Origin of the sequence: Bradyrhizobium sp. 61, assembly GCF_023073075.1 — a bacterium.
GTDB lineage: Bacteria > Pseudomonadota > Alphaproteobacteria > Rhizobiales > Xanthobacteraceae > Bradyrhizobium > Bradyrhizobium barranii.
The window spans coordinates 710,061-734,844 of the sequence record NZ_JADPIU010000052.1; the positions used below are offsets into that span (position 1 = coordinate 710,061).

The following is a 24,784-nucleotide window of genomic DNA, read 5'->3' on the forward strand; positions in this document are numbered from 1 at the left end:
CTAAGCGTGGCTCACTTCGCCAGCGATGCAACCGCCTCGATCTCGATCAGCATCTTCGGGTCGGGCAGGGCCTGCACCACGCAGGTGGTGCGCGCCGGGTAGGGCGGCGGGCCGAACGCGCCGGCATAGAGTGCGTTCATCGCGGCGACGTCGGAGGCGCGCGTGAGCAGCACGTTGACCTTGACGAGATCGCGGACCGTCGCGCCGGCCTCGTCGAGCACGCGCTTGATGTTGATGGCGACGTTGGCGAACTGCGCCTCGAAACCGTCCGGCAGCGCGCCATTGCCGTCGAAGCCGGGAATGCCTGAGACGAACAGGAGATCACCGACGCGCGTGGCAAAGGACAGCGGCGGCGCCTTGACGTGCGGCGGGGGTGCGAAATGCTGGATCGACATGGGATCACCTCGGATGGAACGGTCGCGTCGCCCGCACGAGCGTAGCGACATGCGGGGGAGTTACAATCGGCATTGGGGAAGGCTGGTAAAACAAAAACGCGAAAACAACCCCATGCACCGTAGAAATCGTCAGCGTTTCAAATTCGGTATAGCCGAACAATTCGCTTGCTCCGTCGGGCAAAACAGGGGCATGATGGCATCATGTCGGTGGTGCTCGTTTGCGCGGCCTCTTCCTTCGCCTCGCCCCGCTTGCGGGGAGAGGCCGACGCGCTCGGCAGCGCACTTGCGCGCCTGAGCGCGGCGGGTGAGGGGGACTCTCCGCGAGTCCAACTCCTACCGCTTATGCCGAAGCAGCCCCTCACCCTAACCCTCTCCCCGTAAGAACGGGGCGAGGGAGTGCACCGCGCAGGCCTCACGCTCCATCATGTTGCCGCCGCGATCCATCGGATACATTCGCTGCGTCTGATTCGAATCCTCTCTTGAAAAATAGCCCCCGGAGACGCCCCATGAAGCTCGCTACCACCTTCCGCGCCGCGCTGGTCGCCATTGCCGCTCTGGCCGGCCTTTCGACCTCGGCGCTGGCCGACGGCGGCACCGTGGTGCTGACGATCTACAAGGCGGGCTGGATCATCGGCGGTTCGGGCGGTTCGGGCGTGCTGAACTTCCGCGGCCGCTCCTATGGCCTCTCGACCGGCGGGCTCGACTACGGCCTCGTCTTCGGCGGCTCCAAGACCGTGCTGCGTGGCCGCGTCTCCAACATCAACCGCCCCTCCGACGTCGCCGGCGTCTATGGCGCGGCCGGTGCCGGCCTTGCCGTCGGCCGCGGCGCCCGCGCCATCGTGCTGACCAACCAGAAGGGCGCGGTGCTGGAGCTGTCGGGCTACCAGACCGGCCTGATGGCGAATGCGGATCTGAGCGGGCTCGCGATCACGATGCGGTAAAACAGGTACGTAGGGTGGGTTAGCCTTGCGGATGCGCGAAGCGCGTCCGCTGGGCGTAACCCACCTCTTTCGTCTCCGCTGTGACAGAAGTGGTGGGTTACGCTGCGCTAACCCACCCTACGGATTACGCACTCACCGCCGCATGAATCCGCTCGCAATGCGCGACGAGATTGGCGTGCGCATCGACGAAGGCCTTCAGCGGCGTCGGGATCGGAAAATAATAGATGTTGGCGATGAAGCCGTAGATGCCGGCATCACAGCTGGTCGGCGTCGCGCCGTGGACGAAGCCTGCCGTAGGCACGATCTCGGCCAGCACTTGCAGATCGGCAAGCCCCCGCGCGTAAGCCTGTTCGGGCGTGTAGCGGCCGATGCCCTGGTAATAATAGCGCTGCGCGTTGTAAGCCTTGGCTTTCTCGAATCCGGCCGCGTCGATCTGCGGATGCTGCGCGATGAAGGCGTCGCGGAATGCCGGATAGAAGCGATCGTCCTTCCAGCGCGAATACGACATCACCCAGTAGAGATCGTCCAGCATGCGGGTGATGAGATGATTGGTCCGCCGTGCCTCCTGCGACAGCGCGGCATCGATGCTCAGGCGATATTTGGCGATCGCATGCGCAATGATGGTCTCGCTGTCGCCGATGGTCTGGCCGTCGTCGACGACGTAAGGCAGCTGCCCGCGCGGCGCAGCAGAGGCATCGAAGACATGCTCGTGCACGAACGGCACGCCTGCGAGCTTCAGGAACGCGTAGACCTTGAGGCCGTAGCCGTTGTTGTCGGCGACGCCGAACAGTTCCGGGTAGGAATAGAGCGTCAGCATGGTTGTTCCCTTCAGCGCGATGGCACCTTGGCGTGTTGCTCCGTCGTGGCCGCTTGCGCGGCCTTGCTGGCGCGGATCATCAGGAACGCGCCGGAAGAGCCAGGCAGCTGCCAGCGCCCGTCGATTTCGGTCGCCTCGGCGTTCACCGTGCCTTCGTAATGGACCGTGTCGTAGCCGTGGCCGGGCGGCTCGTAGTGTTTGACGAACGAGACCGCGTTGCCGGAGCGCTGACCCGCGATCGAGGCGTTGTGGGTGCGCAGCGGGCATCGCGGGTTCGAGCAGGGCTCGGTCACGCTTCCGCTGAGCGCGCCGCCGGTTTCGGCCAGAGTTGCGGTGAAGGTGACCATTCCGGTGCCCGGTTGAATGTAGCTGCCATCCCAGACGCCGGAGAGATCGTCGCTCATGGCGGTGCCTTCCTGCGGGCCGGTTGATATCAGGCTCTTCCACCTCAAGTCGTATCGCCGGAGCGACGGGCTGGCAACAGTCCTGCGCATTGTGCGCAGCGTCATTCGATCGGAGGACGCCCGGCGTCGCCCGTTCGACGTATGGGATCGGAAATGTACCGGCTTCAGTGAGAGGCGCGGGCTCTATTTGCCGGTCGATGCGGCGGTGAACACCGCCAGTTGCGCATCGAACGCCCGCCGGAATGCAGGCCGCGCTTCGCCGCGGGCGACATAGGCCGAGAGGTCGGGATATTCCTCCAGCAGGCGAGATGCATTCAACCGGCGCAGCACCGTCACCATCATGAGATCGCCGGCGCTGAACGCGCCGTCGAGCCACTCGGCCTCGCCGAGGCGACGGGACAATTCGCCGAGCCTGATCCGGACGCGATCCTTCAGGACCGGCAGCCGCTCCTCGTACCAACTCTTGTCGCGCTCGAACAGCATCGTCATCCCGAACTCGACGATCGGCGGCTCCAGCGTGTTGAGCGCGGCAAACATCCATGCGATCGCGCGGCTCCTCGCATTCGCATCCTTTGGCAACAATCCATCGTGGCGCTCGGCGATATGGAGCACGATCGTGCCCGACTCGAACAGGACGAGATCGCCGTCCTCATAGGTCGGAATCTGCCCGAACGGATGCAGCGCAAGATGGGCGGGGTCCTTCATCGCCGCGAACGACACGAGGCGGACGTGGTAGGGCAGGCCCACTTCCTCCAGCGCCCAGCGAACCCGCATGTCGCGGGCCTGTCCCTTGCCGCGGTCGGGTGAGTTTTCGAAGGCTGTGATGGTGGGCATCTGGCGGCTCCGGGGTGATCGGCGTTGCATTCAAAGGACGAATGGCCGGCTCGGGTTCCGACAGGGGCGTCTCAAAAAGACCAGCGCCCGTGTCGGAACACGGTCCCGCCGCTCGTCCTTGGAGCGATGGTCGCACGTCCGGTCTAGGACGAAAGGATACAATTTCATGACGTCAATCACGCCGTTCCTCTGGTTCGCCAACAACGTCCAGGAAGCCGTCGCCTTCTACAAAGCGGTGTTCCCCAACGCAAAAGTCGAGACCGTCAGCGACTCCATGGCGGTGTTCGAGCTCGAAGGCCAGCGCTTCCACGCACTCAACGGCGGGCCGCAATACCGCTTCACCGAGGCGGTCTCGTTCTTCATCAGCGTGGAGACGCAAGCCGAGGTCGACTACTTCTGGAGCCGTCTCACCGCCGACGGCGGCGAGGAATCCCGATGCGGCTGGCTCAAGGACAAGTTTGGCCTGTCGTGGCAGGTGATCCCGTTCGCGCTCGGCCGCTACCTCGGTGATCCCGACCGCACGAAGGCGAACCGCGTCATGCAGGCGATGATGGAGATGCGGAAGATTGTGATCGCGGATCTGGACAAGGCGTATGCGGGGTGAGCGGCTGACGGTGTCGTAGGGTGGGCAAAGGCGCGCTCTTCGCGCGACGTGCCCACCGTTCGTCCGGATTTTTTGGAGAGATGGTGGGCACGGCGCAAGAGCGCCTTTGCCCACCCTACGAGGCCGGCGATCAGCATCGCCAATTCGCCTTGCATCGCTATACTGCCGACCATCAGCAGGATGGTGACCCCATGGGAAACGAATTGGAAGGCAAGGTTGCTGCCGTGACCGGAGCCGCGTCGGGCATCGGGCTGGCGAGTGCCGAGGCAATGCTGGCCGCGGGCGCGCGCGTGGTGATGGTCGACCGCGACGAGGCCGCGCTGAAGGCGCTCAGCAACAAGCATGGCGACGCCGTGATCCCGCTGGTCGTCGACCTCCTGGATCCCAGGGACTGCGCATCGTTGCTGCCGCGCGTCCTGGAGCAGGCAGGTCAGCTCGACATCCTGCATGCGAATGCGGGCACCTATGTCGGTGGCGATCTGGTCGATGCCGACAATATGGCCATCGACCGGATGCTGAACCTGAATGTCAACGTGGTGATGAAGAACGTGCACGACGTGCTGCCGCACATGATCGCGCGCCGGAGCGGCGACATCATCGTCACGAGTTCGCTGGCGGCGCATTTTCCGACGCCCTGGGAGCCGGTCTATGCGTCGTCCAAATGGGCGATCAACTGTTTCGTCCAGACGGTGCGGCGCCAGGTCTTCAAGCACGGCATTCGCGTCGGCTCGATCTCGCCCGGCCCGGTCGTCACCTCACTGCTCGCGGACTGGCCGCCGGAGAAGCTGCAGGAAGCCAGGGAAACGGGCAGCCTGCTGGAGGCTAGCGACGTGGCTGAGGTCGTGATGTTCATGTTGACGCGGCCGCGCGGCATGACCATTCGCGACGTGGTCATGCTGCCGACCAATTTCGATCTTTAGGGTCCGTGCTCTCGTAGGGTGGGCAAAGGCGCGCTCTTCGCGTGCCGTGCCCACCGTTCTACCGGATTTGTGGAGAGTTGGTGGGCACGGCGCAAGGGCGCCTTTGCCCACCCTACGCGGCGATCCACGCCGCAAGCTCGCGCCACGGCTCCAGCGTCCAATGCCCGGACGCAGCGCCGGAGGGAGAGGGCAGCACGAAAATCTCCGGCAAACTCTCATCGCGCGGCTGCCGCCCAAGCGAAATCACGCTCGACGGCCTGCCGTAAAACAAGCTCGCCGCCTTCTTGCTCGTGAACGCAATCGTCCTCGGCCGATACGTCTCGATCTTGGCCTTGAACCCCGCCACGTCGATCGTCTCCGTCGCGATCTGACGATCCATCCCGGCGCCCGACTTGGAGAGATCGGTGAAGCCGATCCCAAGATCGAGCAGCATGGCGAATTCGCCCGGCTGATAGCGGCGCGGCGTGATGCCGGCCTCATGGATCGCGCGCCAGAAGCGGTTGCCGGGATGAGCGTAGTAATGCCCGAGTTCGGCCGAGCGCGTGCTGGCGGCGGTGCCGACGAAGACGAGCCGGAGGTTCGGGAGGAGTTGGTCGGGCAGGCGGTGGGAATTGTTGTTCAAATCGTAGGCCTGAAGGATACGTCAGCTCGCAACCTGACCATGCCCGCCTTCGGTCTGCGCTTCGCTTGCTGGTGTTTGCTCTGTTGGCTTTCCCTGCAAAACCGTTCCGTCAGACTTTGGTATTCCACGAAGCTTCATAAGGACGGTTTCCCCGTAAGGAGTAAGCGACCAGTATCTATTTGTGTCAGAAGGAACGTGCTTCTTCGAACTCTTTTGGATTAAGCCAAGAGCGAATAACTGAACCTTGATCGTATCGAATTCGTCGTCATGTATAGAGACGTTTGCTCCAGATGGAAATTGATCAAACTCATAGCGCCAAATCTCTCGAGAGAGTCTTTTCTTCATCTGCTCCTCGGTGGCTTCCTCCATAAGAATGGGGCCTACTTCGAAGAAGATTGAGTTCCAAGAGACGTGGACTTTGTGTGCTCCGGAGGACCATTCCCCCTTTTTTGCGTTGTACACATTATATGCGCATATGATCTCAAACTGGTCCTTCCCGCCGGCGTAATTCTCCGATCCGCTTGGTGCTTCCAAGCTTATAATCGCGAGCTCGCCGCGCAGAGCGTCAATCTCCTTTCGCAATGATTCCAAAAGAGCCGGGTCTGCACTCCGGCTAGCTCGAATCCAGCCTTCTTGAGGATTACGCTTTGTTTCAGCGGAAATTGACTGAATGACTTTGGCTCGAAGGTCATCAGCTCCGCTCCAATATTTGACATGCCTGCCGTCTTCGACTTTCTTTCGAAAGGTTTCCAGTTTGGCTTGGGCTTTATCGCTGAGATCGGTCTTTCCTGCCGGAATTAGACCGGGATTCTGGTGAATGAAAGCAAGCACGGGCTTCTTGCGCAATCTGGCGTAGTCAAATTCCATTTCGGTGTAGCTGATGCCATCTTCGGTAGTTGATCCATATCGCCCACCTATGACGAGAACATAGTAATCACTGTCGTCAATCACGCCTTTGATGAGGGCCCATTGGTCTTCATCTGAAGCAGGGAACAGTTCCATTCCAGCAGGGAAATGATCGAGGCTCAGTAAGGCCTGCATTACAGCTTGTCGCTCCTCCTGCAGATCAGCAAAAGTGGAGCTAACAAAAACTTGGTAGCGCTTATCCATGGGGCGAGCTCTAAACTCAAGCCGGGTTAATCTTGCTCGCAAAGGTAGCGGGCGCAAATGGTATATACAATAAGGAAGCCGGGCTTTTGCCCGGCTATCCAAAGATTCGAAGTCTAGTTCGGCGAGATCGGTGCAGCCCTTCACAACACCCGATTGCTCTCCTTCACCTTCTCCGCGTCGAGATACACGCTTGAGCCCATCTCCTTGAACTTCTCGCTCATCCTGGCCATGCCGTCCTCGGCCGTGCCGCTGATCGACATGCCCACGCTGTTCGGATCGTTCAGCGTCGCCGCGTAATCCCGCACGTCCTGCGTGATCTTCATCGAGCAGAACTTCGGTCCGCACATCGAGCAGAAATGCGCGACCTTGTGGGCTTCCTTCGGCAGTGTCTCGTCGTGGAAGTTTTTCGCGGTGTCCGGGTCGAGGCCGAGGTTGAACTGGTCGCTCCAGCGGAAGTCGAAGCGGGCGCGGGAGAGGGCGTCGTCGCGGAGCTGGGCGGCCGGGTGGCCCTTGGCGAGATCGCTCGCATGCGCGGCGATCTTGTAGGTGATGACGCCGACCTTGACGTCGTTACGATCAGGCAGGCCGAGATGCTCCTTCGGTGTGACGTAGCAGAGCATGGCACAGCCGAACCAGCCGATCATGGCCGCGCCGATGCCCGAGGTGATGTGGTCGTAGCCCGGCGCGATGTCGGTGGTCAGCGGTCCAAGCGTGTAGAACGGCGCTTCGCCGCACTCCTTGAGCTGCTTGTCCATGTTGATCTTGATCTTGTGCATCGGCACGTGGCCGGGGCCTTCGATCATGACCTGGCAGCCCTTGTCCCATGCGATCTTGGTGAGCTCGCCGAGCGTCTCGAGTTCGGCGAACTGCGCGCGGTCGTTGGCGTCGGCGATCGAGCCGGGACGCAGGCCGTCGCCGAGCGAGAACGAGACGTCATACTTGCGCATGAGGTCGCAGATCTCGTCGAAGTGCGTGTAGAGGAAGCTCTCCTTGTGATGCGCCAGGCACCACTTTGCCATGATCGAGCCGCCGCGGCTGACGATGCCGGTGACGCGGTTGGCGGTGAGGTGGATATAGGACAGGCGCACGCCGGCGTGGATCGTGAAATAGTCGACGCCCTGCTCGCACTGCTCGATCAGCGTGTCCTTGTAGAGCTCCCAGGTCAGCTTGACCGGATCGCCTTCGCACTTCTCCAGCGCCTGGTAAATCGGCACGGTGCCGATCGGGATCGGCGCGTTGCGCAGAATCCATTCCCGGGTGGTGTGGATGTTGCGGCCGGTGGAGAGGTCCATCACGGTGTCGGCGCCCCAGCGGATCGCCCACACCATCTTGTCGACTTCCTCTTCCACCGACGACGTCACGGCGGAGTTGCCAATATTGGCGTTGATCTTGGTGAGGAAGTTGCGGCCGATGATCATCGGCTCCAACTCAGCGTGGTTGATGTTGCAGGGGATGATGGCGCGGCCGCGCGCGATCTCGCTGCGGACGAACTCCGGCGTGATGAAGGCGGGCACCGCGGCACCAAAGCTTTCGCCATCGGCTAGCGCTGCCTCCGCGCGTTCGAGCTGCTTTTTGCGGCCGAGATTTTCGCGCTCAGCGACGTAGATCATCTCCTTCGTGATGATGCCGGCGCGGGCGAATTCGAGCTGGGTGATCTTGTGGCCGTCGAGGCCGCGTAGCGGCTTGTGGTGCGCGGTGAAGGCCTTTGCGGCATGCGAGGCGCCGACGTTGCCATTGTCCTCCGGCTTGATATCGCGGCCCTGATACTCCTCGACGCCGCCTCGCTCCTTGACCCAGGCGAGACGGTTGCGCGACAGGCCGGCGTTGACGTCGATGGTGACGGTCGGGTCGGTGTAGGGGCCCGAGGTGTCATAGACCGGCAGGTTCGGCTCGCCGGCGCCCTCGGAGAGGATGATCTCGCGCAAGGGCACGCGCATGTCGGGCGCAGCGTCCGGAGACGCGAAGATTTTTCGCGACGAGGGCAGCGGGCCGGTGGTGACGGCGGGAACGGTCTTTTCGGGGTTGGAGCGGATGTTCATGGGATCCTCCGTTGTATCTCTCGTTCAGGCGGCTTTGGCGGAATCGCCAAGCCATTGTTTGACTCGCGCGTCGGGGTCGGCGTTTTGGGTGACGTCGCTGACGACGGCGATGGAATCGGCGCCGGCGGCAAAGATCTCCGCGGCGTGCTCGAACTTGATGCCGCCGATTGCGACCAGCGGGATGCTGCCGATCCGCTTCTTCCATTCCGTGATCTTCGGAATGCCCTGCGGTTCGAAGCGCATCGATTTGAGCGTGGTGAAGAAGATCGGACCCAGCGCGACGTAGTCGGGTTCTGCGGCGAGCGCGGTCTCTAGCTCCGCATCGTCATGGGTGGAGACGCCGAGCGACAGGCCGGCCTCGCGGATGGCCTTGAGGTCCGCGTCCGCCAGGTCTTCCTGACCGAGATGCAGATATTTTGCGCCGGCGACGACGGCCGCGCGCCAATAGTCGTTCACGACCAGCTTGGCCTGCGTGTCCTTCGTGATCGCCAGCGCGTCGGTGACGATCTGGAGCGCGTCGGCGTCGTTGAGGTCTTTCGCGCGCAGCTGGATGGTGCCGACGCCGAGCTTGGTCAGGCGTTCGACCCATTTGAGGCTGTCGACGACGGGATAGAAGCGATCAGGATACGGCATGCCAGAATGGTGTCCCAACGACAGGGGTGGAGGGGGAGGCGAAGTCGCGGGCGTTCATCAGCCCGGCTTCGTAAGCGGTGCGGCCGGCATCACAGCCGAGACGGAAGGCATTGGCCATCGCGACGGGATCGGCGGCTTTTGCGATGGCCGTGTTGAGCAGCACGGCGTCGTAGCCGAGCTCGAGTGCCTCGGCCGCATGTGACGGCGCGCCGATGCCGGCATCGACCACCAGCGTGATATCGGGCAGCCGCTCGCGCAGCAGTTTCAGCGCGTCGCGGTTGGTGATGCCGCGGGCCGAGCCGATCGGCGCGGCCCAGGGCATGACGACCTTGCAGCCGGCATCGACCAGGCGGTTGGCGACCGAGAGATCCTCGGTGCAATAGGGGAACACTTCAAAGCCGTCCTTGATCAGGATGGCGGCGGCCTCGACCAGGCCGACGACGTCGGGCTGCAGCGTGTCGTTGTCGGCGATCACTTCCAGCTTGATCCAGGATGTGCCGAACAATTCGCGCGCGAGTTTTGCGGTGGTCACGGCCTCGCGCACGCTGCGGCAGCCGGCGGTGTTCGGCAGCACGCTGACGTCGAGCTCACGGATCAGATTCCAGAACGCGTCCCCGGTCTTGCCGCCGGCGGCTTCGCGGCGCAGCGACACCGTGACGATGTTCGAGCCGGAGGCACGGATCGCCGCTTGCATGATCGCGGGCGAGGGATAGAGCGCGCTGCCGATCAGCAGGCGGGAGGGGAAGGTTTTGCCGTAGAAGGTCACCATGTCCGAGGTGTCTCCTCAAGTTCAACTGTCGTCCCCGCGAAGGCGGGGACCCATACCGCGTGATTTCTCTTGGGGCACGTGGGGAGAGACCGGCCGCCATAACCGCTCCCTGTGGTTATGGGTCCCCGCCTTCGCGGGGACGACAAGTGGAGAGAGCGTGCCATCATCACCTCACCCTCCCTGCCGCGGCGTGATGATCTCGATCTCGTCTCCGGCCTTGAGGTGGGTCTCCGCCCAGCGGCTCTTCGGCACGACGTCGTAATTGAGCGCGATCGCGAAATGGGTGCCCTCGTAGTCGAGCTCGCTGAGCAGCGCGTCCACGCTGGCCGAGTTCACCTCGCGCTGCTCGCCGTTGACGATCACGCGCATTGCATCACCTCATTGTCGATCTGGCCGCGCTGGACGTATTGCAGCGTCAGCTCGGCGAGCGCCGGTGCGATCAGGAAGCCGTGGCGGTAGAGGCCGTTGACGGCGATCCTCTCGCCACGAATGCCGATGCGCGGCAGATTGTCGGGGAAAGCGGGCCGAAGGCCGGAGCCGAATTCGACGATCCGCGCCTCGCCGAAGGCCGGATGCACGGCATAGGCCGCACCCAGCAGCTCCAGCGCCGAGCGCACGCTGACGCCGGTGTCCTCGGCCTCGATCGAGGTCGCGCCCAGCATGAACAGATTGTCCTCGCGCGGGATCACGTAGAGCGGCCAGCGCGGATGGATCAGCCGCACCGGGCGCGCCAGCCGTACCTCGCCGGTCTCGATCAAGATCATCTCGCCCTTGACGCCGCGAAGCTCCGGCTGCTCGTCGCGCGCGCCAAGGCCGCGGCAGTCGATCACGATACCGTCGAGGTCTTTGGCGGAGACGTCGCTATCAAACTTGATGGTGCCGCCGGCGGCGCGGATGCGCTCGTGCAGCTTCGGCAGCACGCGGCGCGGCTCGACATGGCCCTCGGTCGGGAAGAACAGCGCGTCGCGGAAGCGGCCCTCCAGCGACGGCTCGAGCTCGGCAAGGCTGGTCGCATCGAGCCGGCGGTGGCCTTCGGTCATCCGCGCAAAACGCTCGAAATCGTTGCGCTCGCGCGGGTGGGCGACGACGAGCGAGCCGTTGAAGGGGGTGTCCGGCAGCTCGCGCCGCCAGATGTCCAGCGAGCGCTGGCCGAGCCTGGAGATGATGGGTTCGGCGACCTCCGCCTCGCACCAGGGCGCGAGCATCCCGCCGGCCCAATGGCTGGTGGAATCGGTCATCGCGGCGTCACCGCGCTCGTGTAGCGTCACGGCATGGCCGGCCTGCGCGAACAAAAGCGCCTGCCAGGCGCCTGCAATGCCTGCGCCGATGATGGATACCGGGGAATCCGGTCGCTTGGTGGTCTGCAACATCCCTGTCCCTTCGCCGGCATGACCCGGATCAGGTTCAAAGGGTCACCGCGGTCCTGGGCCTTCTGACCCATTTAGCGGTATCTCAGCTCCTCCTCGGAGCACCCCTCGGAACGGCTCTAATGTATGCCAGCGGGACGAGGTGGTCAACGCGCTAGCCACAGGGCTGACATTCCGGCGCGGTCCGCCGGACCGAACCCCGGGTGCGCAATTGCGCACCGGGGAAGCTCGAGATTCCGGGCTCGATGCTTCGCATCGCCCCGGAATGACGCTGGCTAGTGGTTGGGAACCTGCGCCCGCGCATTGCTGACGCGCTGGGCCAGCTTCTTATGCGGCGCCGTCCCGAGCATCGGCTGCGGATTGCCGTTCGGCTCGAGCCAGGTGTCGCCCATATTGGCGACCTGCACGGCCTCCTGACGCTGCCGCTTTGCAACGTAGTAATAGCCGCCCGCGAAATAACGCACGGCTCGGGCGTGGTCGCCATTGGCGGCGCGATAGGCGCCGGCGAGGTATTTGACGGCGTAGGTAAGGTTGGTGTTGGGATCGCGCAGGCCGGCGGCGTCGCCGGTGTAGCCGACCCCGCGGGCGGTCGCGAGCTTGATCTGCATCAGGCCGATGGTGCCGCCGCGGCCGATCAGGCCGGGCTGATAGCGGCTCTCGCGCATGATGACGCGATGCACCAGCGCTTCCGGCACGCCGTTGGCGCGGGCATGGGCCGCGACCATCTCGGCGTATTCGGCTTCGCCCGCGAATGCGGCCTGGGGCAACATCAGCCCGGCCGCAGCGACCACGGCAATACGCAAAATTTTCATTGAATTATTCCTCGGCAGAACGAACCTGCACCCGTGCGCGTTAGGCCGTGGGAACACGGCGATGATGTGGCGAAACGCCGCCAGCGGCGATTTTCGCGGGGCCGTCGTTTTTACGACTCAAACCCAGGTTAGGATTGCACTTGGCGATGTGCGTTACGCGACAGCAGGTCTGTCTATTGGTGCATTCGCCCAAAAATCGCTATTCAAAATTCGGGAGAACGTCCATGACCCGAGCAGACATCGGCGACATCCCCAAGCAGAACCCCTGTGCGCAATGTGGGGCACCGATCCCGTCTCCGGACTGGATCGAGCCGGGCGAAGGCCGCGTTTCCTATCTCTGGAAATGCCACGCCTGCGGCTACCGCTTCGAGGCGGTGGCGATCTTCGATGAGCACCCGATCGAGCATCCGCCGCTCGCCGCCTGAGGCGTGCCCTACGCCGCCCGCCGCGGCTGCTGCCACACCGGCAATTGCATCCGCACGATCAGCCCGTGCGGCGTGCGGTTGTGCAACGACAATTCGCCGCCATGGGCGATCGCGATCGCGCGCGCGATCGACAGGCCGAGCCCGAAGCCGGTGTGCTCGTCCATGGTGCGCGCGTCGTCGCCGCGCGCGAACGGCTCCAGCATCTCCTGCTTGCGCGCATCCGAGATGCCGGGGCCGTCGTCCTCGACGTCGATGACGAGCCTGGTGCCTGACACGTCGAGGCGGATCGTCACTTCGGCGCCGAAGCGCACCGCGTTCTCGACGAGGTTGGTGACGCCCCGATGCAGTTCGTCGGGCCGCGCGGCGGCCGTCGCCGAAGCGGGGCCGTCATAGTGCACGACATGACCCATGTCGCCGAACTGGTCGGCGATGACCTGGAGCGTGCTCGCGATATCGACCAGCGTCACCGCCTCGATCTTGCGGTCGTTGCGCAGCAGCGACAACACGGATTCCAGCATCGAGCGCATCTGGTCGAGATCGATCAGCATGCGCCTGCGGTTACCCTCGTCCTCGATGAATTCCGCGCGCAGGCGCAGCCGGGTGATCGGCGTTCGCAGGTCGTGGCTGATCGCCGCCAGCATCCGGGTGCGATCCGACATCAGCCGCGCGATCCGCTCATGCATGCGGTTGAGCGCGCGCGCGACCGAGCGGATCTCCTCCGGGCCGCGCTCGGGCAGCGGATCGGCCGCCCCGTCCAGGCTGAAATTCTCGGCGGCCCTGGCAAACGAGGACAGCGGCGCGGCCAGCGCGTAGGCCGCCCACAGGCCGAGCATCGTGACGCTGATCAGCGCGAACAGCAGCGTTATCATCCAGGGGCCGCCCCAGAACCGCGGCGGATGCGGGCCCTGCTCGACGCGGCCTGCGATCACACTGCCGTCGGGAAGCTCGACCGCGACGCGGTGCACGCCGAAGTTCGGGGCCAGCGCGACCACCTTGTACTGATGGCCGAGATGCCGGCGCACGTTGCGCAGATGCGGGCCACCGCTGTCGTCGGCGACCGAGAAGGTCCCCGGCGCGAGGAGCTCGATGCCGGCCTTCGGAAACGCACGCACGATATTGGCGAGGATGCGCGGCCGCTCGCTCGCATCCGTGCCGTTGAGCAGCAGCGCCGCGTCCGCGAGCTGATGGGCGGCGTCGGGCGGCGGCTCGGCCCGGTCCGGCCGGCTGATCAGGAAGCTGGCGGTGAGGATCAGATGCAGCGCGACGATCGACGCCACCACCAGCGCGGCGATCTGTCCGCCGATGCTCTTGAGGTGGAAGAAGCGGAACGGCGTCATGACGACCGCTCCACTAACCGCTCAGGGTCGCCGCGACCGCTTCATTGCCAGCTGCTTCAGTCCCGGCCGCTTCGGTTCTGGGCGTGAACAGATAGCCGCCGGAGCGCACCGTCTTGATGATGGTGGGATCGGCCGGATTGGGTTCGATCTTGCGGCGGATGCGGCTGACCAGCACGTCGATCGAGCGCTCGAACGAGCCGGTGTTGCGCCCTTGCGTGAGGTCGAGCAGGCTGTCGCGCGACAGCACGCGGCCGGGCCGCTCGCAGAACGTCCGCAGCAGATCGAACTCGGCGCTGGTCACCGCGACGCGCGCGCCTTCCGGATTGCGCAATTCGCGCAGGCGCAGATCGATGCGCCAGCCCTCGAAGACGAGCGTGGAGGCGCCCTCTATCGAGCTTGCCGCCTGGGCTGCGGCCTGGCGGCGCAGCACCGCGTTGATGCGTGCGAGCAGCTCGCGGGGGTTGAAGGGCTTTGGCAGATAGTCGTCCGCGCCCATCTCGAGGCCGACGATGCGATCGACGTCCTCGCCGCGCGCGGTCAGCATGATGATCGGCGTCTGCGCCTCCGAGCGTACCTTGCGGCACAGGCTCAAGCCGTCCTCGCCGGGCAGCATGACGTCGAGGATGATGAGGTCGACCCTGTGATCGGCCAAGGCACGCGACATCTCCCGGCCATCGCTCACGGTGGTGACGTTGCAGGCGTTGTTGCGCAGGTACTTTGCAATCAACGTCCGGGTTTCGCGGTCGTCCTCGACGACCAGGATGTTGGGATTGGCCATGCGCTTTGTTTGTCCAAGATTCGGGCCAAATGGCGAAGATTTTTGTTTCGGATTGTTTCTGCCTGTCCGGGCGCAACAGCAGGCAATACCCGGGCAGGGAAGCGGCAAGGTCTCGTTAAGGCCGCTAACCATACCGTGGCGGTGTCGCTTACGAAACCCCGCAAAAGCCACGGAGCCATTATGACCTCGATTTCGGCGGCCTCCGCCGGTAACTACCAGTCGCCCCTGCAGCGGCTTCAGCAGCAATTGCAATCGGACGTTTCCGACGGCACGATCTCGTCGTCGGACCAGTCGGCGCTCTCGACCGCGCTGACCGACATCGACACCGCCTTGCAGTCGAGCCGATCCAGCGATCAGTCGAGTGGCACGCGTCCTTCCAAGGACGAGATGAAGTCGAAGATCGACGATCTCATCGCCAACGAAGTGTCGAACGGGACGCTGACCTCGGACCAGGCGGACGAACTGAAGAACGTGTTTCAGTCCGCTTTCGCCAAGGGGCCCGGCGGCGCCGGTGGTCCCGGTGGTCCTGGTGGTCCCGGTGGTGCGGGCGGACCGCCGCCCGGTCCGTCGCCGGATGACAGCTCGTCGGATTCGTCCTCGACCAGCAGCACGTCGACCAACACGACCACGGCGGACATTCTCCAGCAATTCCTCCAGGCGCTCCAGCAGTCGCAATCGTCGAGCGCGTCCTACGGCGCCAGCGGCAGCTCATTCGGCGGTTCGGATTTCTCCGCACTTCTGATCGACTTCAAGAGCTGACCTGAGCGTTCCTCGCCGCGATCGTGCTTCACCCAGGGCGCATGATCGTCGGCGGGGAACTGTGCATCAGGAACGTTCCTGATCGAACGTTTCTGAGTGACGCAGGAACTTTCGTCGCAGCGCAGCGCCATCATCGCGTGACGAAATTGCCGCAGAAAAGGAACTGCGGATGATCGCCGCTGTTCTCTCCGCATAAGCTTTCTGCTGAAGGAGAGGACAACAATGTTGATGAAATCGATCGCCGCCGGCCTTGCCGGCACCGCACTGCTTGCGACCGTTGCGTTCGCGCAAAACCCGACCGCCACCACCGACAAGGCAGCGCCCGCGGCCACAACCACCACCACGACGACGACGACCGCGTCGGGCGAGTGGCGTGCCTCGAAGATGTCGGGCCTGAAGATCTACAACGACGCCAACGAGAACATTGGCTCGATCAACGACCTGCTGATGGACAAGAGCGGCAACATCAAGATTGCCGTGATCGGCGTCGGCGGCTTCCTCGGCATGGGCGAGCATCTGGTCGCCGTCCCCTACGAGAAGCTGAAGTTCGTCAACGAGGCCGTGGCCTACACCGGCACGGGCGCGAAGCCTGCGGCGACCACGACCACTGGCGCTGCGACCGGCACCGAGAAGACCACCACGACGACGACGGCCACGACCGCCTCGTCCACGTCGAAATGGTATCCCGACCACGCCGTGTTCAATGCCAGCAAGGACGAGCTGAAGAACATGCCCGAGTTCAAGTACTCGGAGTAATGCTGCTCACGTGACGGCCGAAACGAAGCGCGCCCGGTTTTCACCGGGCGCGCTGTCGTGTCTTTCGTCTTTCACCTCTCCCCGCAAGCGGGGAGAGGGAGAAGACGTTCAGTGCGTCACCAGCGGACAGCCACCCTTGTCGAGCGGACGGAAGGCTTCGTCGCCGGGGACGGTGGCGATCAGCTTGTAGAGGTCCCACTCGCCCTTGGACTCCTCCGGCTTCTTCACCTCGAACAGATACATGTCGTGCACCATGCGGCCGTCGATGCGGATCTTGCCGTTCCTGGCGAAGAAGTCGTTGACCGGCGTTTTGCGCATCTGCTCCATCACCTTCGGCGCCTCGTCGGTCTTGATGGCCTCGATCGCCTTCAGATAATGCATGGTCGCCGAATAGAGCCCGGCCTGGATCATGGTCGGCATATGACCGACCTTCTCGTTGAACCGCTTCGAGAAGGCGCGTGTCTCCTCGTTCATGTCCCAGTAGAATGCGTCGGTGACGATCAGGCCTTGCGTCGCCTTGATGCCGAGCGAATGGGTGTCGGTGATCTCCTGGAGCAGCGCGATCATCTTCTGGCCGCCCTGAACGAGACCGAATTCGGCCGCCTGCTTCAGCGCGTTGGTGGTATCGCCGCCGGCATTCGCCAGCGCGACCACCTTGGCCTTGGAGGCCTGGGCCTGCAGCAGGAAGGACGAGAAGTCCGAGGAATTGAGCGGATGGCGGACCTCGCCGAGCACCTTGCCGCCGCTCTCCTTGACCACGTTGGCGGCGTCGCGCTGCAGCGCCATGCCGAAGGCGTAGTCGGCGGTGACGAAGAACCAGGTGTCCTCGCCGCGCTTCACCATCGCCTTGCCGGCGACGTTCGACAGCGCATAGGTGTCGTAGGTCCAGTGCACGGTGTTAGGCGAGCAGGCGACGCCGGTGATGTCCGATGACCCGCCGCCGGAGTTGATGTTGATCTTGTTCTTCTCGCGCGTCAGCGCCGAGATCGGCAGTGCCACCGAGGATGTCGGCACGTCGAAGATCGCGTCGACCTTGTCGTTGTCGTACCAATTGCGGGCGATGTTGACGCCGACGTCGGGCTTGTTCTGGTGATCGGCGGCGACCACCTGTACCGGCTTGCCCGCGACCTTGGCGCCGTAATCGGCAACCGCCATCTCGACGGCGGCGAGCGAGCCCTTGCCGGTCGCGTCCGCATAGAGGCTCGACATGTCCGTGAGCACGCCGATCTTGACGACGTCGTCGGAGATCTGCGCCTGCGCGGCGCCTGACGTGGCGGCGAGAGCAAATCCGGCCGCGACGGCGGCGATGAGTTTTTGCATGTGTTTCTCCCTGTGTTGTTGTTTGGGTTTTGTTGCGGGGACTGTTCTAGCGACAATCGGTCGCGGCGGTAAAGCCCGAGATGCGCGAGGAGGGTTGAGAATAAGTAGGGGGCTGCGGTGTTCTTACCCTCTCCCCTTGTGGGAGAGGGTGGCTCGCCGCGTAGCGGCGAGACGGGTGAGGGGTCTCTCTCCGCACGTACCCATCTTGCATTCGTACTTGCGGAGGTAACCCCTCATCCGGCGCTTCGCGCCACCTTCTCCCACAAGGGGAGAAGGAAGAAAGACGCCTTTCAGCCCCCGCTGCCCTTGAGCCGTTCGTTGCGCCGGCGCAGGCCTTCCAAAGTCGCGAGGAGGATGACCGATACTGTCGTCAAGATCACCGCCGCTGCCGTGATTGTCGGGCTGATGTTCTCGCGGATGCCGCTGAACATCTCGCGCGGCAGGGTGCGCTGCTCCGGACCTGCCATGAACAGCACGATCACCACCTCGTCGAAGCTGGTCGCGAAGGCGAAGAGCGCACCCGAGGCCAGGCCGGGCAGGATCAGCGGCAGGATCACGCGGCGGAACGCATAAAGCGGCGAGGCGCCGAGCGAGGCGGCGGCGCGTGCCAGATTGGTGTCGAAGCTTTGCAGCGTCGCGCCGACCGTGATCACCACAAAGGGCGTCGCCAGCGCGGTGTGGGCCAGGATCAAGCCGAGATAACTGCCGGTCAGTCCGATCGGCGCGAAGAAGAAATACAGGCCGACCGCGGTGATGACGCCGGGCACGACGACCGGCGACAGCACGAAAGCCAGCACGAGCGGTTTGAACCGGCTCTTCCACTGCGCCAGCCCCAGCGCGGCCAGCGTGCCAAGCACCATCGACAGCAGGGTCGAGGCGACGCCGATGATCATGCTGTTCTTCAGCGAATTCATCCAGCGCGGCGAATTGATGAAGTCGTCGTACCAGCGCAAGGAGAGGCCCGGCAGAGGATAGGTGAGGTACGAGCCCGAGCTGAAGGAGAGCGGCATGATCGCAAGGATCGGGGCGATCAGGAAGATGAACACCAGCGTGGAGATGACGATGGTCGCGGTCCACGCGATGCGCTGGCTGGGCGTGCGGAGGGAAGAATGATCGCTCAATTCTTCATCCCTCCCGTGACCTGCTGCCCCTGCACCAGCTTGCCGTAGACGAGAGCGAGCAGAACAGTGGCCAGCAGCAGCACCGCACCCAACGCCGAAGCAAGGCCCCAATTGGCCGTCTCGGTCGTGTAGAGCGCGATGAAGTAGCTGATCATCTGATCGGCGGCGCCGCCGACGAGGGCCGGCGTGATGTAGTAGCCGAGCGCGAGGATGAAGACGAGCAGGCTTCCCGCGCCGATGCCGGGCAGCGTCTGAGGCAGGTAGATCCGCAGGAAGGCGGTGGTCGGTGGCGCGCCGAGCGAGGCGGCGGCACGCATGTACGCAGGCGAGATCGCCTTCATGCTGCTGTACAGCGGCAGGATCATGAACGGCAGGAGCACGTGGGTCATGGCCACGCAGACCCCGAAGCGGTTGTAGATCAGCCGCAACGGCTCGTCGATGATGCCAAGCCAGTGCAGGCTGTCGTTCACGACGCCCTTGCTCTGCAGCAAGACGATCCAGGCGCAGGTGCGGACCAGAAGCGACGTCCAGAACGGCAGCAGGACAAAGATCATCAGCAGGTTCGACCGGCCCGGCGGCAGCGTTGCCAGCAGGTAAGCGACGGGGAAGCCGAGGATCAGACAGAGTGCCGTGACGCTGAAGCTGATGAGGAAGGTGCGGGCGAAGACGTTGCGGTAGATCGCCTGGTCTGATGCGGCCGCGACGATCGCACCATCGACGTTCCGCGTCAGGTCGAGCGCCGCCAGCAGATAGAAGCCGGTCACCGGGCCACCGGCATCCTTGATCGTCGTCCAGGTGGCCCGTTCGCGCCAGGCCGGATTGATCTTGCCCAGTGTCTCCCTGGCCGTGCCGGGTTCCGGCGCCGCCTTCAGATTGCGCGCCGTGCTGGTCAGGATCGTACGAAAACCGTTCAGGGCGTAGTTGAGCCGCTTGGCCGCGATGGCGATGGTGCCGGAGGCGCGCGCCGCCAGGATGTCGCTTGCCAGCGCTGCAAAGGCCTTTTCATCCGGCAGGTCCTTGCCGTCCCAGTCGGCGAGAGCAGCGATGGTTTGCGGCAGGACCTGACGCACCTCGCGGTCATCGACCGCGCGCCACAGCATGCCGGCGATCGGGCCTGCGAAGGTGAACAGCAGGAAGACGAGAAGCGGCAGCACCAGCGCCAATGCCTTGACCTGACGTGTCCGCTCCGCACGCCTCAATCGGCGCTTGAGCGGCACCTCGGTCAATGCATTGGCGCCGGTCAAGCGCGCATCCGTCATTGGTCGAGCCTTGGATCGAGCCTTGGATCGAATCTTGCGGGTCGCGCTATTTCGCGGCCCATTTGTTGAAGCGCTCGGTCAGGCGGTCGATGTTCTCGAGCCAGAAGCCGACGTTGATCTCGACCGCGTTCTTGATGTTGTCGGGCGCTGTCGGCAGGTCCTTGAGAACAGCGGGCGCGAGCAGGGCGGCTGCGTCCTTGTTCGAGGTGCCATAGGCGATGTTCTGCGACAGTTTTGACTGGTTCTCCGCTTTGCCTGCGAAGTCCAGGAACTTGTAGGCCGCGTCCTTGTTCGGACTGCCCTTCAGGATGACCCAGCTGTCGAGGGTGAAGAGCGCCCCATCCCATACGATGCCGAAATTCTTCTTGTCGTTCTTGTTCGCGGTGTCGATGCGGCCATTGTAGACCGAGGTCATCGCCACCTCGCCGGAGGCGAGCAATTGCGGCGGCTGGGCGCCGGCCTTCCACCAGACGATGTCGCCCTTGATGGTGTCCAGCTTCTTGAACGCGCGCTCGACGCCCTCGTCGGTCGCCAGCACCTTGTAGACGTCCTTCGGTGCGACGTCGTCGGCCATGAGGGCGATCTCCAGCGTGGTCTTCGGGCCCTGACGCAAGGCGCGCTTGCCCGGAATCTTTTTGGTGTCGAAGAAGTCGGCCCAGCCGTTGGGGGCGTCCTTCAGCTTGTCCTTGTCGTAGCCGAGAACGAAATCGTAGAGGATGGCGCCGACGCCGCAGGGATTGACCGACGGCGGGATATAGGCGGCCTCGCCGCCGATTTTGGAATAATCCATCTTCTCGAACAGGCCTTCCTCGCAGCCGACCGCGAGTTCGTCGCTCTCGACCTGGACGAGGTCCCAGGTGGCGGCACCACCCTGCACCTTGGCGCGCAACACGCCGACGCCGCCGTCCCAGGACTCGTCGTTCATCGCGACGCCGGCTGCTTTCTTGAACGGCTCGAAATAGACCTTCTTCTGGGCATCCTGGTAGGCGCCGCCCCACGACACGACGGTGAGGTCACGCGCCTGCGCGACCGTGGCCAGCGCGGCGCTGGCGCTGAACGCCACGGCGAACCCCAGAGCAATCTTGCCAGTCTTGCGCTTCAGCATGGTCCTTGTTCCTTCTTCATCTGCGTTGCGTTGAGGTTGATCGATGCCGGTCCGGATCAGACGGGATCGAGGGCCAGGCAGTCCTCGGGACGGAAGGTGATGAATACGCTTTCACCAGATCTTAGATTGCCATGTCTCAATCCGTCATGCGCCCCCGGCTGAAGCTTGACCATGAACTCCCCGTTGCCGGCGACATCGAGCACGGCCAGTGCGTGGTCGCCGAGATAGATGGTGTTCTGCACCTTGGCCGGCAGCCGGTTCGGTCCCTCGCTGGAGGTGCCGTCCGGGATGATGGCGATCCGCTCCGGCCGCACCGACAGGGAGGTCGACGCGCCCGCGCCGGATACATTGACCGCCCGTGCGGTCACGGCGCCGCCACCAGCCAGCGTGACGCGGCAATAGTCCTTCTCGACCGTCTCGACGGTGCCGGACAGCACGTTGTTCTCACCGATGAAGTGAGCGACGAAGCTGTTCACCGGATGCTCATACAGCGCGTCGGGCCTGTCGATCTGCTGCACGATGCCGTCGTTGAACACGGCGATGCGATCCGACATGGTGAGCGCTTCGCTCTGATCGTGGGTGACGTAGACGACGGTGATGCCCATCGTCTCGTGCAGCTGCTTGATCTCCAGTTGCATCTGCTCCCGCAGGCGCTTGTCGAGGGCGCCGAGGGGCTCGTCCATCAGCACGAGCTGCGGATTGAAAACCAGTGCGCGGGCCAGCGCCACGCGCTGCTGCTGACCGCCGGACAGCTGCCCGGGCCGCCGGTGCGCCAGGGTTTCCATCTTGATCATGCGCAACGCCGCGTTGACGCGCTCCTGCGCCTCGGCCTTGGCCGTGTTGCGAACGGATAGCGGGAAGGCAATATTCTCCGCGATCGTCAGGTGTGGGAACAAGGCATAGTTCTGGAACACCATGCCGATGTCGCGCTTATGCGGCGGCACGTTCTTGATCGACCGTTCCGCGAGGTAGATTTCGCCATGGGTCGGAACCTCGAAGCCGGCCAGCATCATCAGCGTGGTCGTCTTGCCCGAGCCCGACGGGCCGAGCAGGGTGACGAACTCGCCCTTCCTGATTTCGAGATCGAGGTTCTTCACCACGAGGTGCTCGCCATCGTAGGTCTTTTGAATACCGGAAAAGCGCACCAGCGCCGGCGCAGGCGTGACCATGCCGGCTTCCATGTTGTCCTCGCGTTGTCCCCTGCAGTGCTGTCAGCACCTCGTTCGAGGTTGCGGGAAACAGCTTAGCATCCTCCGACCAGAATGCCAGCGGCGCAAGCGACGCCGCCGATCCGGTGAGTGAAGACGCCCTACATCCCCGACAGCTTCGTCACGTAGACGTTCAGCGAGCCGCCGGCTTCCGCGACGATGCGCAGCGTCTTGGAATCGAAGGCGATGTCGGCGAGGGTCAGGCTGTCGATCTTGGCGTCGACCTTGAGGCCATCCTCGCTCTTCTGGTAGTCGGCGATCGCGGCCGCGATCTTCTCGCGCGCATTGGCGGCGATCGGCTTCAGATCGAGCGTCGCTTTCTGCACCAAGGCCTGCTGCATCTGCGGCACCACCGCGCGTGCGGCCGCGCCGAGCAGGCCGAAGGCGGCCTCGGATTCCACCGCGAGCTGGATGTCGGCGAGCCGCAGCGTCTGCTGCGCCTGGTCGAGCATCGGCCGGCCCCAGATGTGCACGGTCGCTTCGGCGCCGAGACCGAGCCAGCTCTTCTTTTCCTTGGCACGCACCAGCAGCGAGATCAGGAGACGATCGCCCGACGGCACCACGTTGACGCCTTTTACGGTGACGTCGACCGGGCCGGAGCCGTCCTCGGGATAGGTGTGGCCGACCATCTGCGCCGCGATCAGCTTGTTGATCTCGGTGAAGGGCACGTCGATCGGCACGCCGATGTTCACGCCGGTGCCGGTCGGCGGCACGATCGAGATCTTGTCGGGGAAGGGACAGTCCGGCTTGGTCGACGTCGAGGTCACGCGCGTCTCGAGCTCGAGACCGAGCAGCAGCGTCACGTTCTGCGCGTCGACGCGCGGCTGCGCCGCGATGGCACGGGTCGGTTTCATCTCGAGCCAGAGCGGCGGCAGCGCGGCCGAGGAGCCCGAGCCCTGCAGCGGGATCGAGCGGCAGGCCTTGGCCCATTGCAGTTTCGCATTCTCGCGCAGCGAGGGATCGTTGCGGATGCGCTCGGAGACGATGTTGATCTGCTCGCCGACATTCTTGTCGATCAGCGGCTTCACCTGCGCCGGCACGTTGACCTTGGCGCCGGAGACATTGAGGTTGGTGTCGCCGAGATTGACCTGGGCGCCGAGATTTGGCTCGAGATGCCAATTGGCAGCGAGCTTCGGGCGCGAGGTGACGACCACGTTGCCCTTGATCTCGGCGCTGGCGTTCAAATTCTTGATGTTGACTGCGCCGATCCGTTTCGCTGCGTCACCGCCGAGCACGCTGCCGAGCGCGTCGCCGAGCGCGCCGGTGGCTTTCGACGACAGCGAGCCCGTCACGTTGAGCTTGCCATTGAGCGGCGTCGAGATCGTCAGCACGTCCTTGTCGCCGGCAGCCGCCATCGGCCCGCGCACGGCGGACCAGCCGATGTCGGCATTCTCCAGGATCTGCGAGATTGGATTATCGGCCTTGCCGGCGAAATTGCGCGGCGCGGCTTTCTCGGCCTGTTCGCGGATCGCCGATATCGCGATTGCCACCGGCGCCACCACGATCGAGCTCTTCGCGACCGGCGGCAGCGGTGGCAATTGTGCGACCGGCGGCGCAGTCGTCGCCGCGCGCGGCGACAGCCAGTCCATCGCCTTCAGGCTGACGAAAAACGACGCCGCGAGCACCGCCACGGCGATCAAGACAGTCTTCAAGTTCAGCGTCAGTCGCATCAATCCCCCAAGCCGCCCAGGTCCGGAAGTCTACAGGGCAGGCGAGGGGGGCGCTAGAGCGCACCGGTGGGGTGGAATTGGGGCGAACAGATTAACGGTTGCGGCAGCATCGGTGCCGCGCATCCGCCATCGCGCACCTAGCTGCGCCTCGGGCGGCGAACCGCCCTCACATTGCCGCGATCGCCACCGCCGCAGAAGAAGCGGTCGCCGCCGTCGGACTCCAATCCTGACACCATCGTCCCGGCGGGCAGGTCGAGCTGCTCCAGCACCTTGCCGGTCTCAGGATCGATCCGGCGCAAATCGCTTTCCTCGCCCTCCCAGGTGCCATGCCAGAGCTCGCCGTCGACCCAGGTGACGCCGGTCACGAAGCGCTTGCTTTCGATGGTGCGGAGGATCTTTCCCGTCTCCGGATCGACCTGATGGATCTTGCGCTCGCGATACTGACCGACCCACAGCGAACCCTCCGCCCAGGCCAATCCGGAATCGCCGCCGCCGCCCGGCGCCGGAATCGTGCTGATCACCTTGCCGGTCGCGGCGTCGATCTTCTGGATGCGATCCTCGGCGATCTGGAACAGGTGCCGGCCGTCGAATGCCGTCCCTGCATGCGCGGCGACATCGATGCAGCGTGCGATCCTGCCGTTGGCCGGATCGACCGCATTCAGCTTGTCGCCGGATGCGAACCAGACATGGGTCCCGTCATAGGTGACGCCATGCACGGCCTCGACACCCGCAAAAGGTCCGTACTCCCTGACGATCTCGGCGGCGGAACGCTTCATGTG

General features: G+C 64.2%; 27 protein-coding genes and 1 riboswitch. Of the genes, 6 read left to right on the forward strand and 21 right to left on the reverse strand.

The features are described 5' to 3' along the window. Nucleotides 1-11: 11 nt before the first annotated feature. The gene (locus tag IVB46_RS18325; RefSeq protein WP_028156312.1) at nucleotides 12-395 is read right to left on the reverse strand and encodes a RidA family protein; all 384 of its coding nucleotides are present in this window, start codon (nucleotides 393-395) and stop codon (nucleotides 12-14) included. A gap of 506 nt (nucleotides 396-901) precedes the next feature. Here IVB46_RS18325 and IVB46_RS18330 point away from each other — a divergent pair. Beyond that, nucleotides 902-1,336 (forward strand): hypothetical protein, encoded by a 435-nt coding sequence (locus tag IVB46_RS18330; protein ID WP_085405152.1) that lies wholly within the window; start codon nucleotides 902-904, stop codon nucleotides 1,334-1,336. A 124-nt stretch (nucleotides 1,337-1,460) separates the two neighbouring features. Here IVB46_RS18330 and IVB46_RS18335 read toward each other — a convergent pair whose 3' ends face one another. The 3 genes from IVB46_RS18335 to IVB46_RS18345 all read right to left on the reverse strand — a co-directional run bounded on the left by IVB46_RS18335 (nucleotide 1,461) and on the right by IVB46_RS18345 (nucleotide 3,391). Beyond that, a complete protein-coding gene (locus tag IVB46_RS18335; RefSeq protein ID WP_247304205.1) occupies nucleotides 1,461-2,153 on the reverse strand; it encodes a glutathione S-transferase family protein in 693 nt (230 codons plus the stop codon). A gap of 11 nt (nucleotides 2,154-2,164) precedes the next feature. Next, nucleotides 2,165-2,557: a hypothetical protein gene (locus IVB46_RS18340; protein ID WP_247304203.1), complete on the reverse strand. Its 393-nt coding sequence runs from the start codon at nucleotides 2,555-2,557 to the stop codon at nucleotides 2,165-2,167. 183 nt (nucleotides 2,558-2,740) lie between these two features. Then, a complete protein-coding gene (locus tag IVB46_RS18345; RefSeq protein WP_247304201.1) occupies nucleotides 2,741-3,391 on the reverse strand; it encodes a glutathione S-transferase family protein in 651 nt (216 codons plus the stop codon). Nucleotides 3,392-3,557: 166 nt separating this feature from the next. Here IVB46_RS18345 and IVB46_RS18350 point away from each other — a divergent pair, with 166 nt between their 5' ends. After that, nucleotides 3,558-3,995, forward strand: coding sequence for a VOC family protein (locus tag IVB46_RS18350; protein WP_247304198.1), 438 nt, complete (start codon nucleotides 3,558-3,560; stop codon nucleotides 3,993-3,995). Between the two features lie 191 nt (nucleotides 3,996-4,186). Beyond that, nucleotides 4,187-4,915: an SDR family oxidoreductase gene (locus IVB46_RS18355; RefSeq protein WP_247304196.1), complete on the forward strand. Its 729-nt coding sequence runs from the start codon at nucleotides 4,187-4,189 to the stop codon at nucleotides 4,913-4,915. Between the two features lie 112 nt (nucleotides 4,916-5,027). Here IVB46_RS18355 and IVB46_RS18360 read toward each other — a convergent pair whose 3' ends face one another. From IVB46_RS18360 to IVB46_RS18395, 8 genes are all read right to left on the reverse strand, one after another. Then, nucleotides 5,028-5,537 (reverse strand): mismatch-specific DNA-glycosylase, encoded by a 510-nt coding sequence (locus tag IVB46_RS18360; RefSeq protein ID WP_247304193.1) that lies wholly within the window; start codon nucleotides 5,535-5,537, stop codon nucleotides 5,028-5,030. A 21-nt stretch (nucleotides 5,538-5,558) separates the two neighbouring features. Then, nucleotides 5,559-6,647, reverse strand: coding sequence for a DUF4062 domain-containing protein (locus tag IVB46_RS18365; RefSeq protein ID WP_247304191.1), 1,089 nt, complete (start codon nucleotides 6,645-6,647; stop codon nucleotides 5,559-5,561). A 140-nt stretch (nucleotides 6,648-6,787) separates the two neighbouring features. After that, nucleotides 6,788-8,686 (reverse strand): phosphomethylpyrimidine synthase ThiC, encoded by a 1,899-nt coding sequence (gene thiC / locus IVB46_RS18370; protein ID WP_247304189.1) that lies wholly within the window; start codon nucleotides 8,684-8,686, stop codon nucleotides 6,788-6,790. Between the two features lie 24 nt (nucleotides 8,687-8,710). Next, complete coding sequence (locus tag IVB46_RS18375; protein ID WP_208088345.1) at nucleotides 8,711-9,319, reverse strand: thiamine phosphate synthase; 609 nt, start codon at nucleotides 9,317-9,319, stop codon at nucleotides 8,711-8,713. After that, complete coding sequence (locus IVB46_RS18380; RefSeq protein ID WP_247304187.1) at nucleotides 9,306-10,088, reverse strand: thiazole synthase; 783 nt, start codon at nucleotides 10,086-10,088, stop codon at nucleotides 9,306-9,308. Before IVB46_RS18380 ends, IVB46_RS18375 begins: the two co-directional genes overlap by 14 nt. Nucleotides 10,089-10,259: 171 nt before the next feature. After that, nucleotides 10,260-10,457: a sulfur carrier protein ThiS gene (gene thiS, locus IVB46_RS18385; RefSeq protein WP_063981493.1), complete on the reverse strand. Its 198-nt coding sequence runs from the start codon at nucleotides 10,455-10,457 to the stop codon at nucleotides 10,260-10,262. Next, complete coding sequence (locus tag IVB46_RS18390) at nucleotides 10,448-11,458, reverse strand: FAD-dependent oxidoreductase (RefSeq protein ID WP_166102103.1); 1,011 nt, start codon at nucleotides 11,456-11,458, stop codon at nucleotides 10,448-10,450. Before IVB46_RS18390 ends, thiS begins: the two co-directional genes overlap by 10 nt. Further along, a riboswitch (TPP riboswitch) is annotated at nucleotides 11,446-11,574 on the reverse strand. (Overlaps the previous gene by 13 nt.) Before the next feature lie 156 nt (nucleotides 11,575-11,730). After that, entirely contained in the window at nucleotides 11,731-12,267 is a 537-nt protein-coding gene (locus IVB46_RS18395; RefSeq protein ID WP_247304183.1) for a lytic transglycosylase domain-containing protein, read from the reverse strand. 224 nt (nucleotides 12,268-12,491) lie between these two features. Between IVB46_RS18395 and IVB46_RS18400 the strand changes: the two genes are divergently transcribed. After that, nucleotides 12,492-12,692, forward strand: coding sequence for a hypothetical protein (locus IVB46_RS18400; protein ID WP_028153771.1), 201 nt, complete (start codon nucleotides 12,492-12,494; stop codon nucleotides 12,690-12,692). 8 nt (nucleotides 12,693-12,700) lie between these two features. Here IVB46_RS18400 and IVB46_RS18405 read toward each other — a convergent pair whose 3' ends face one another. After that, nucleotides 12,701-14,029, reverse strand: coding sequence for an ATP-binding protein (locus IVB46_RS18405; RefSeq protein WP_247304180.1), 1,329 nt, complete (start codon nucleotides 14,027-14,029; stop codon nucleotides 12,701-12,703). Nucleotides 14,030-14,042: 13 nt separating this feature from the next. Next, on the reverse strand, nucleotides 14,043-14,807 hold the full coding sequence (locus tag IVB46_RS18410; protein ID WP_247304178.1) for a response regulator: 765 nt from the start codon (nucleotides 14,805-14,807) through the stop codon (nucleotides 14,043-14,045). 180 nt (nucleotides 14,808-14,987) lie between these two features. Between IVB46_RS18410 and IVB46_RS18415 the strand changes: the two genes are divergently transcribed. Then, on the forward strand, nucleotides 14,988-15,566 hold the full coding sequence (locus tag IVB46_RS18415; protein WP_247304176.1) for a hypothetical protein: 579 nt from the start codon (nucleotides 14,988-14,990) through the stop codon (nucleotides 15,564-15,566). A 222-nt stretch (nucleotides 15,567-15,788) separates the two neighbouring features. Beyond that, a complete protein-coding gene (locus tag IVB46_RS18420; RefSeq protein ID WP_063981500.1) occupies nucleotides 15,789-16,322 on the forward strand; it encodes a PRC-barrel domain-containing protein in 534 nt (177 codons plus the stop codon). A gap of 108 nt (nucleotides 16,323-16,430) precedes the next feature. Here IVB46_RS18420 and IVB46_RS18425 read toward each other — a convergent pair whose 3' ends face one another. From IVB46_RS18425 to IVB46_RS18455, 7 genes are all read right to left on the reverse strand, one after another. After that, a complete protein-coding gene (locus IVB46_RS18425) occupies nucleotides 16,431-17,642 on the reverse strand; it encodes an ABC transporter substrate-binding protein (RefSeq protein WP_166343804.1) in 1,212 nt (403 codons plus the stop codon). A 290-nt stretch (nucleotides 17,643-17,932) separates the two neighbouring features. Then, nucleotides 17,933-18,763, reverse strand: a complete 831-nt coding sequence (locus tag IVB46_RS18430; RefSeq protein WP_166343800.1) for an ABC transporter permease — start codon at nucleotides 18,761-18,763, stop codon at nucleotides 17,933-17,935. Further along, a complete protein-coding gene (locus IVB46_RS18435; RefSeq protein ID WP_247304172.1) occupies nucleotides 18,760-20,022 on the reverse strand; it encodes an ABC transporter permease in 1,263 nt (420 codons plus the stop codon). The genes IVB46_RS18430 and IVB46_RS18435 overlap by 4 nt, the downstream gene beginning before the upstream one ends. 46 nt (nucleotides 20,023-20,068) lie before the next feature. Continuing rightward, nucleotides 20,069-21,127 carry an ABC transporter substrate-binding protein gene (locus tag IVB46_RS18440; protein ID WP_247304170.1) on the reverse strand — a complete coding sequence of 353 codons (1,059 nt, stop codon included), beginning with the start codon at nucleotides 21,125-21,127 and terminating at the stop codon, nucleotides 20,069-20,071. Between the two features lie 56 nt (nucleotides 21,128-21,183). Further along, complete coding sequence (locus IVB46_RS18445) at nucleotides 21,184-22,308, reverse strand: ABC transporter ATP-binding protein (RefSeq protein WP_247304168.1); 1,125 nt, start codon at nucleotides 22,306-22,308, stop codon at nucleotides 21,184-21,186. A gap of 128 nt (nucleotides 22,309-22,436) precedes the next feature. Next, entirely contained in the window at nucleotides 22,437-24,005 is a 1,569-nt protein-coding gene (locus IVB46_RS18450) for a DUF4403 family protein (protein WP_247304166.1), read from the reverse strand. A gap of 137 nt (nucleotides 24,006-24,142) precedes the next feature. Further along, entirely contained in the window at nucleotides 24,143-24,781 is a 639-nt protein-coding gene (locus IVB46_RS18455) for a PQQ-binding-like beta-propeller repeat protein (protein WP_166102064.1), read from the reverse strand. Between the last annotated feature and the right edge of the window lie 3 nt (nucleotides 24,782-24,784).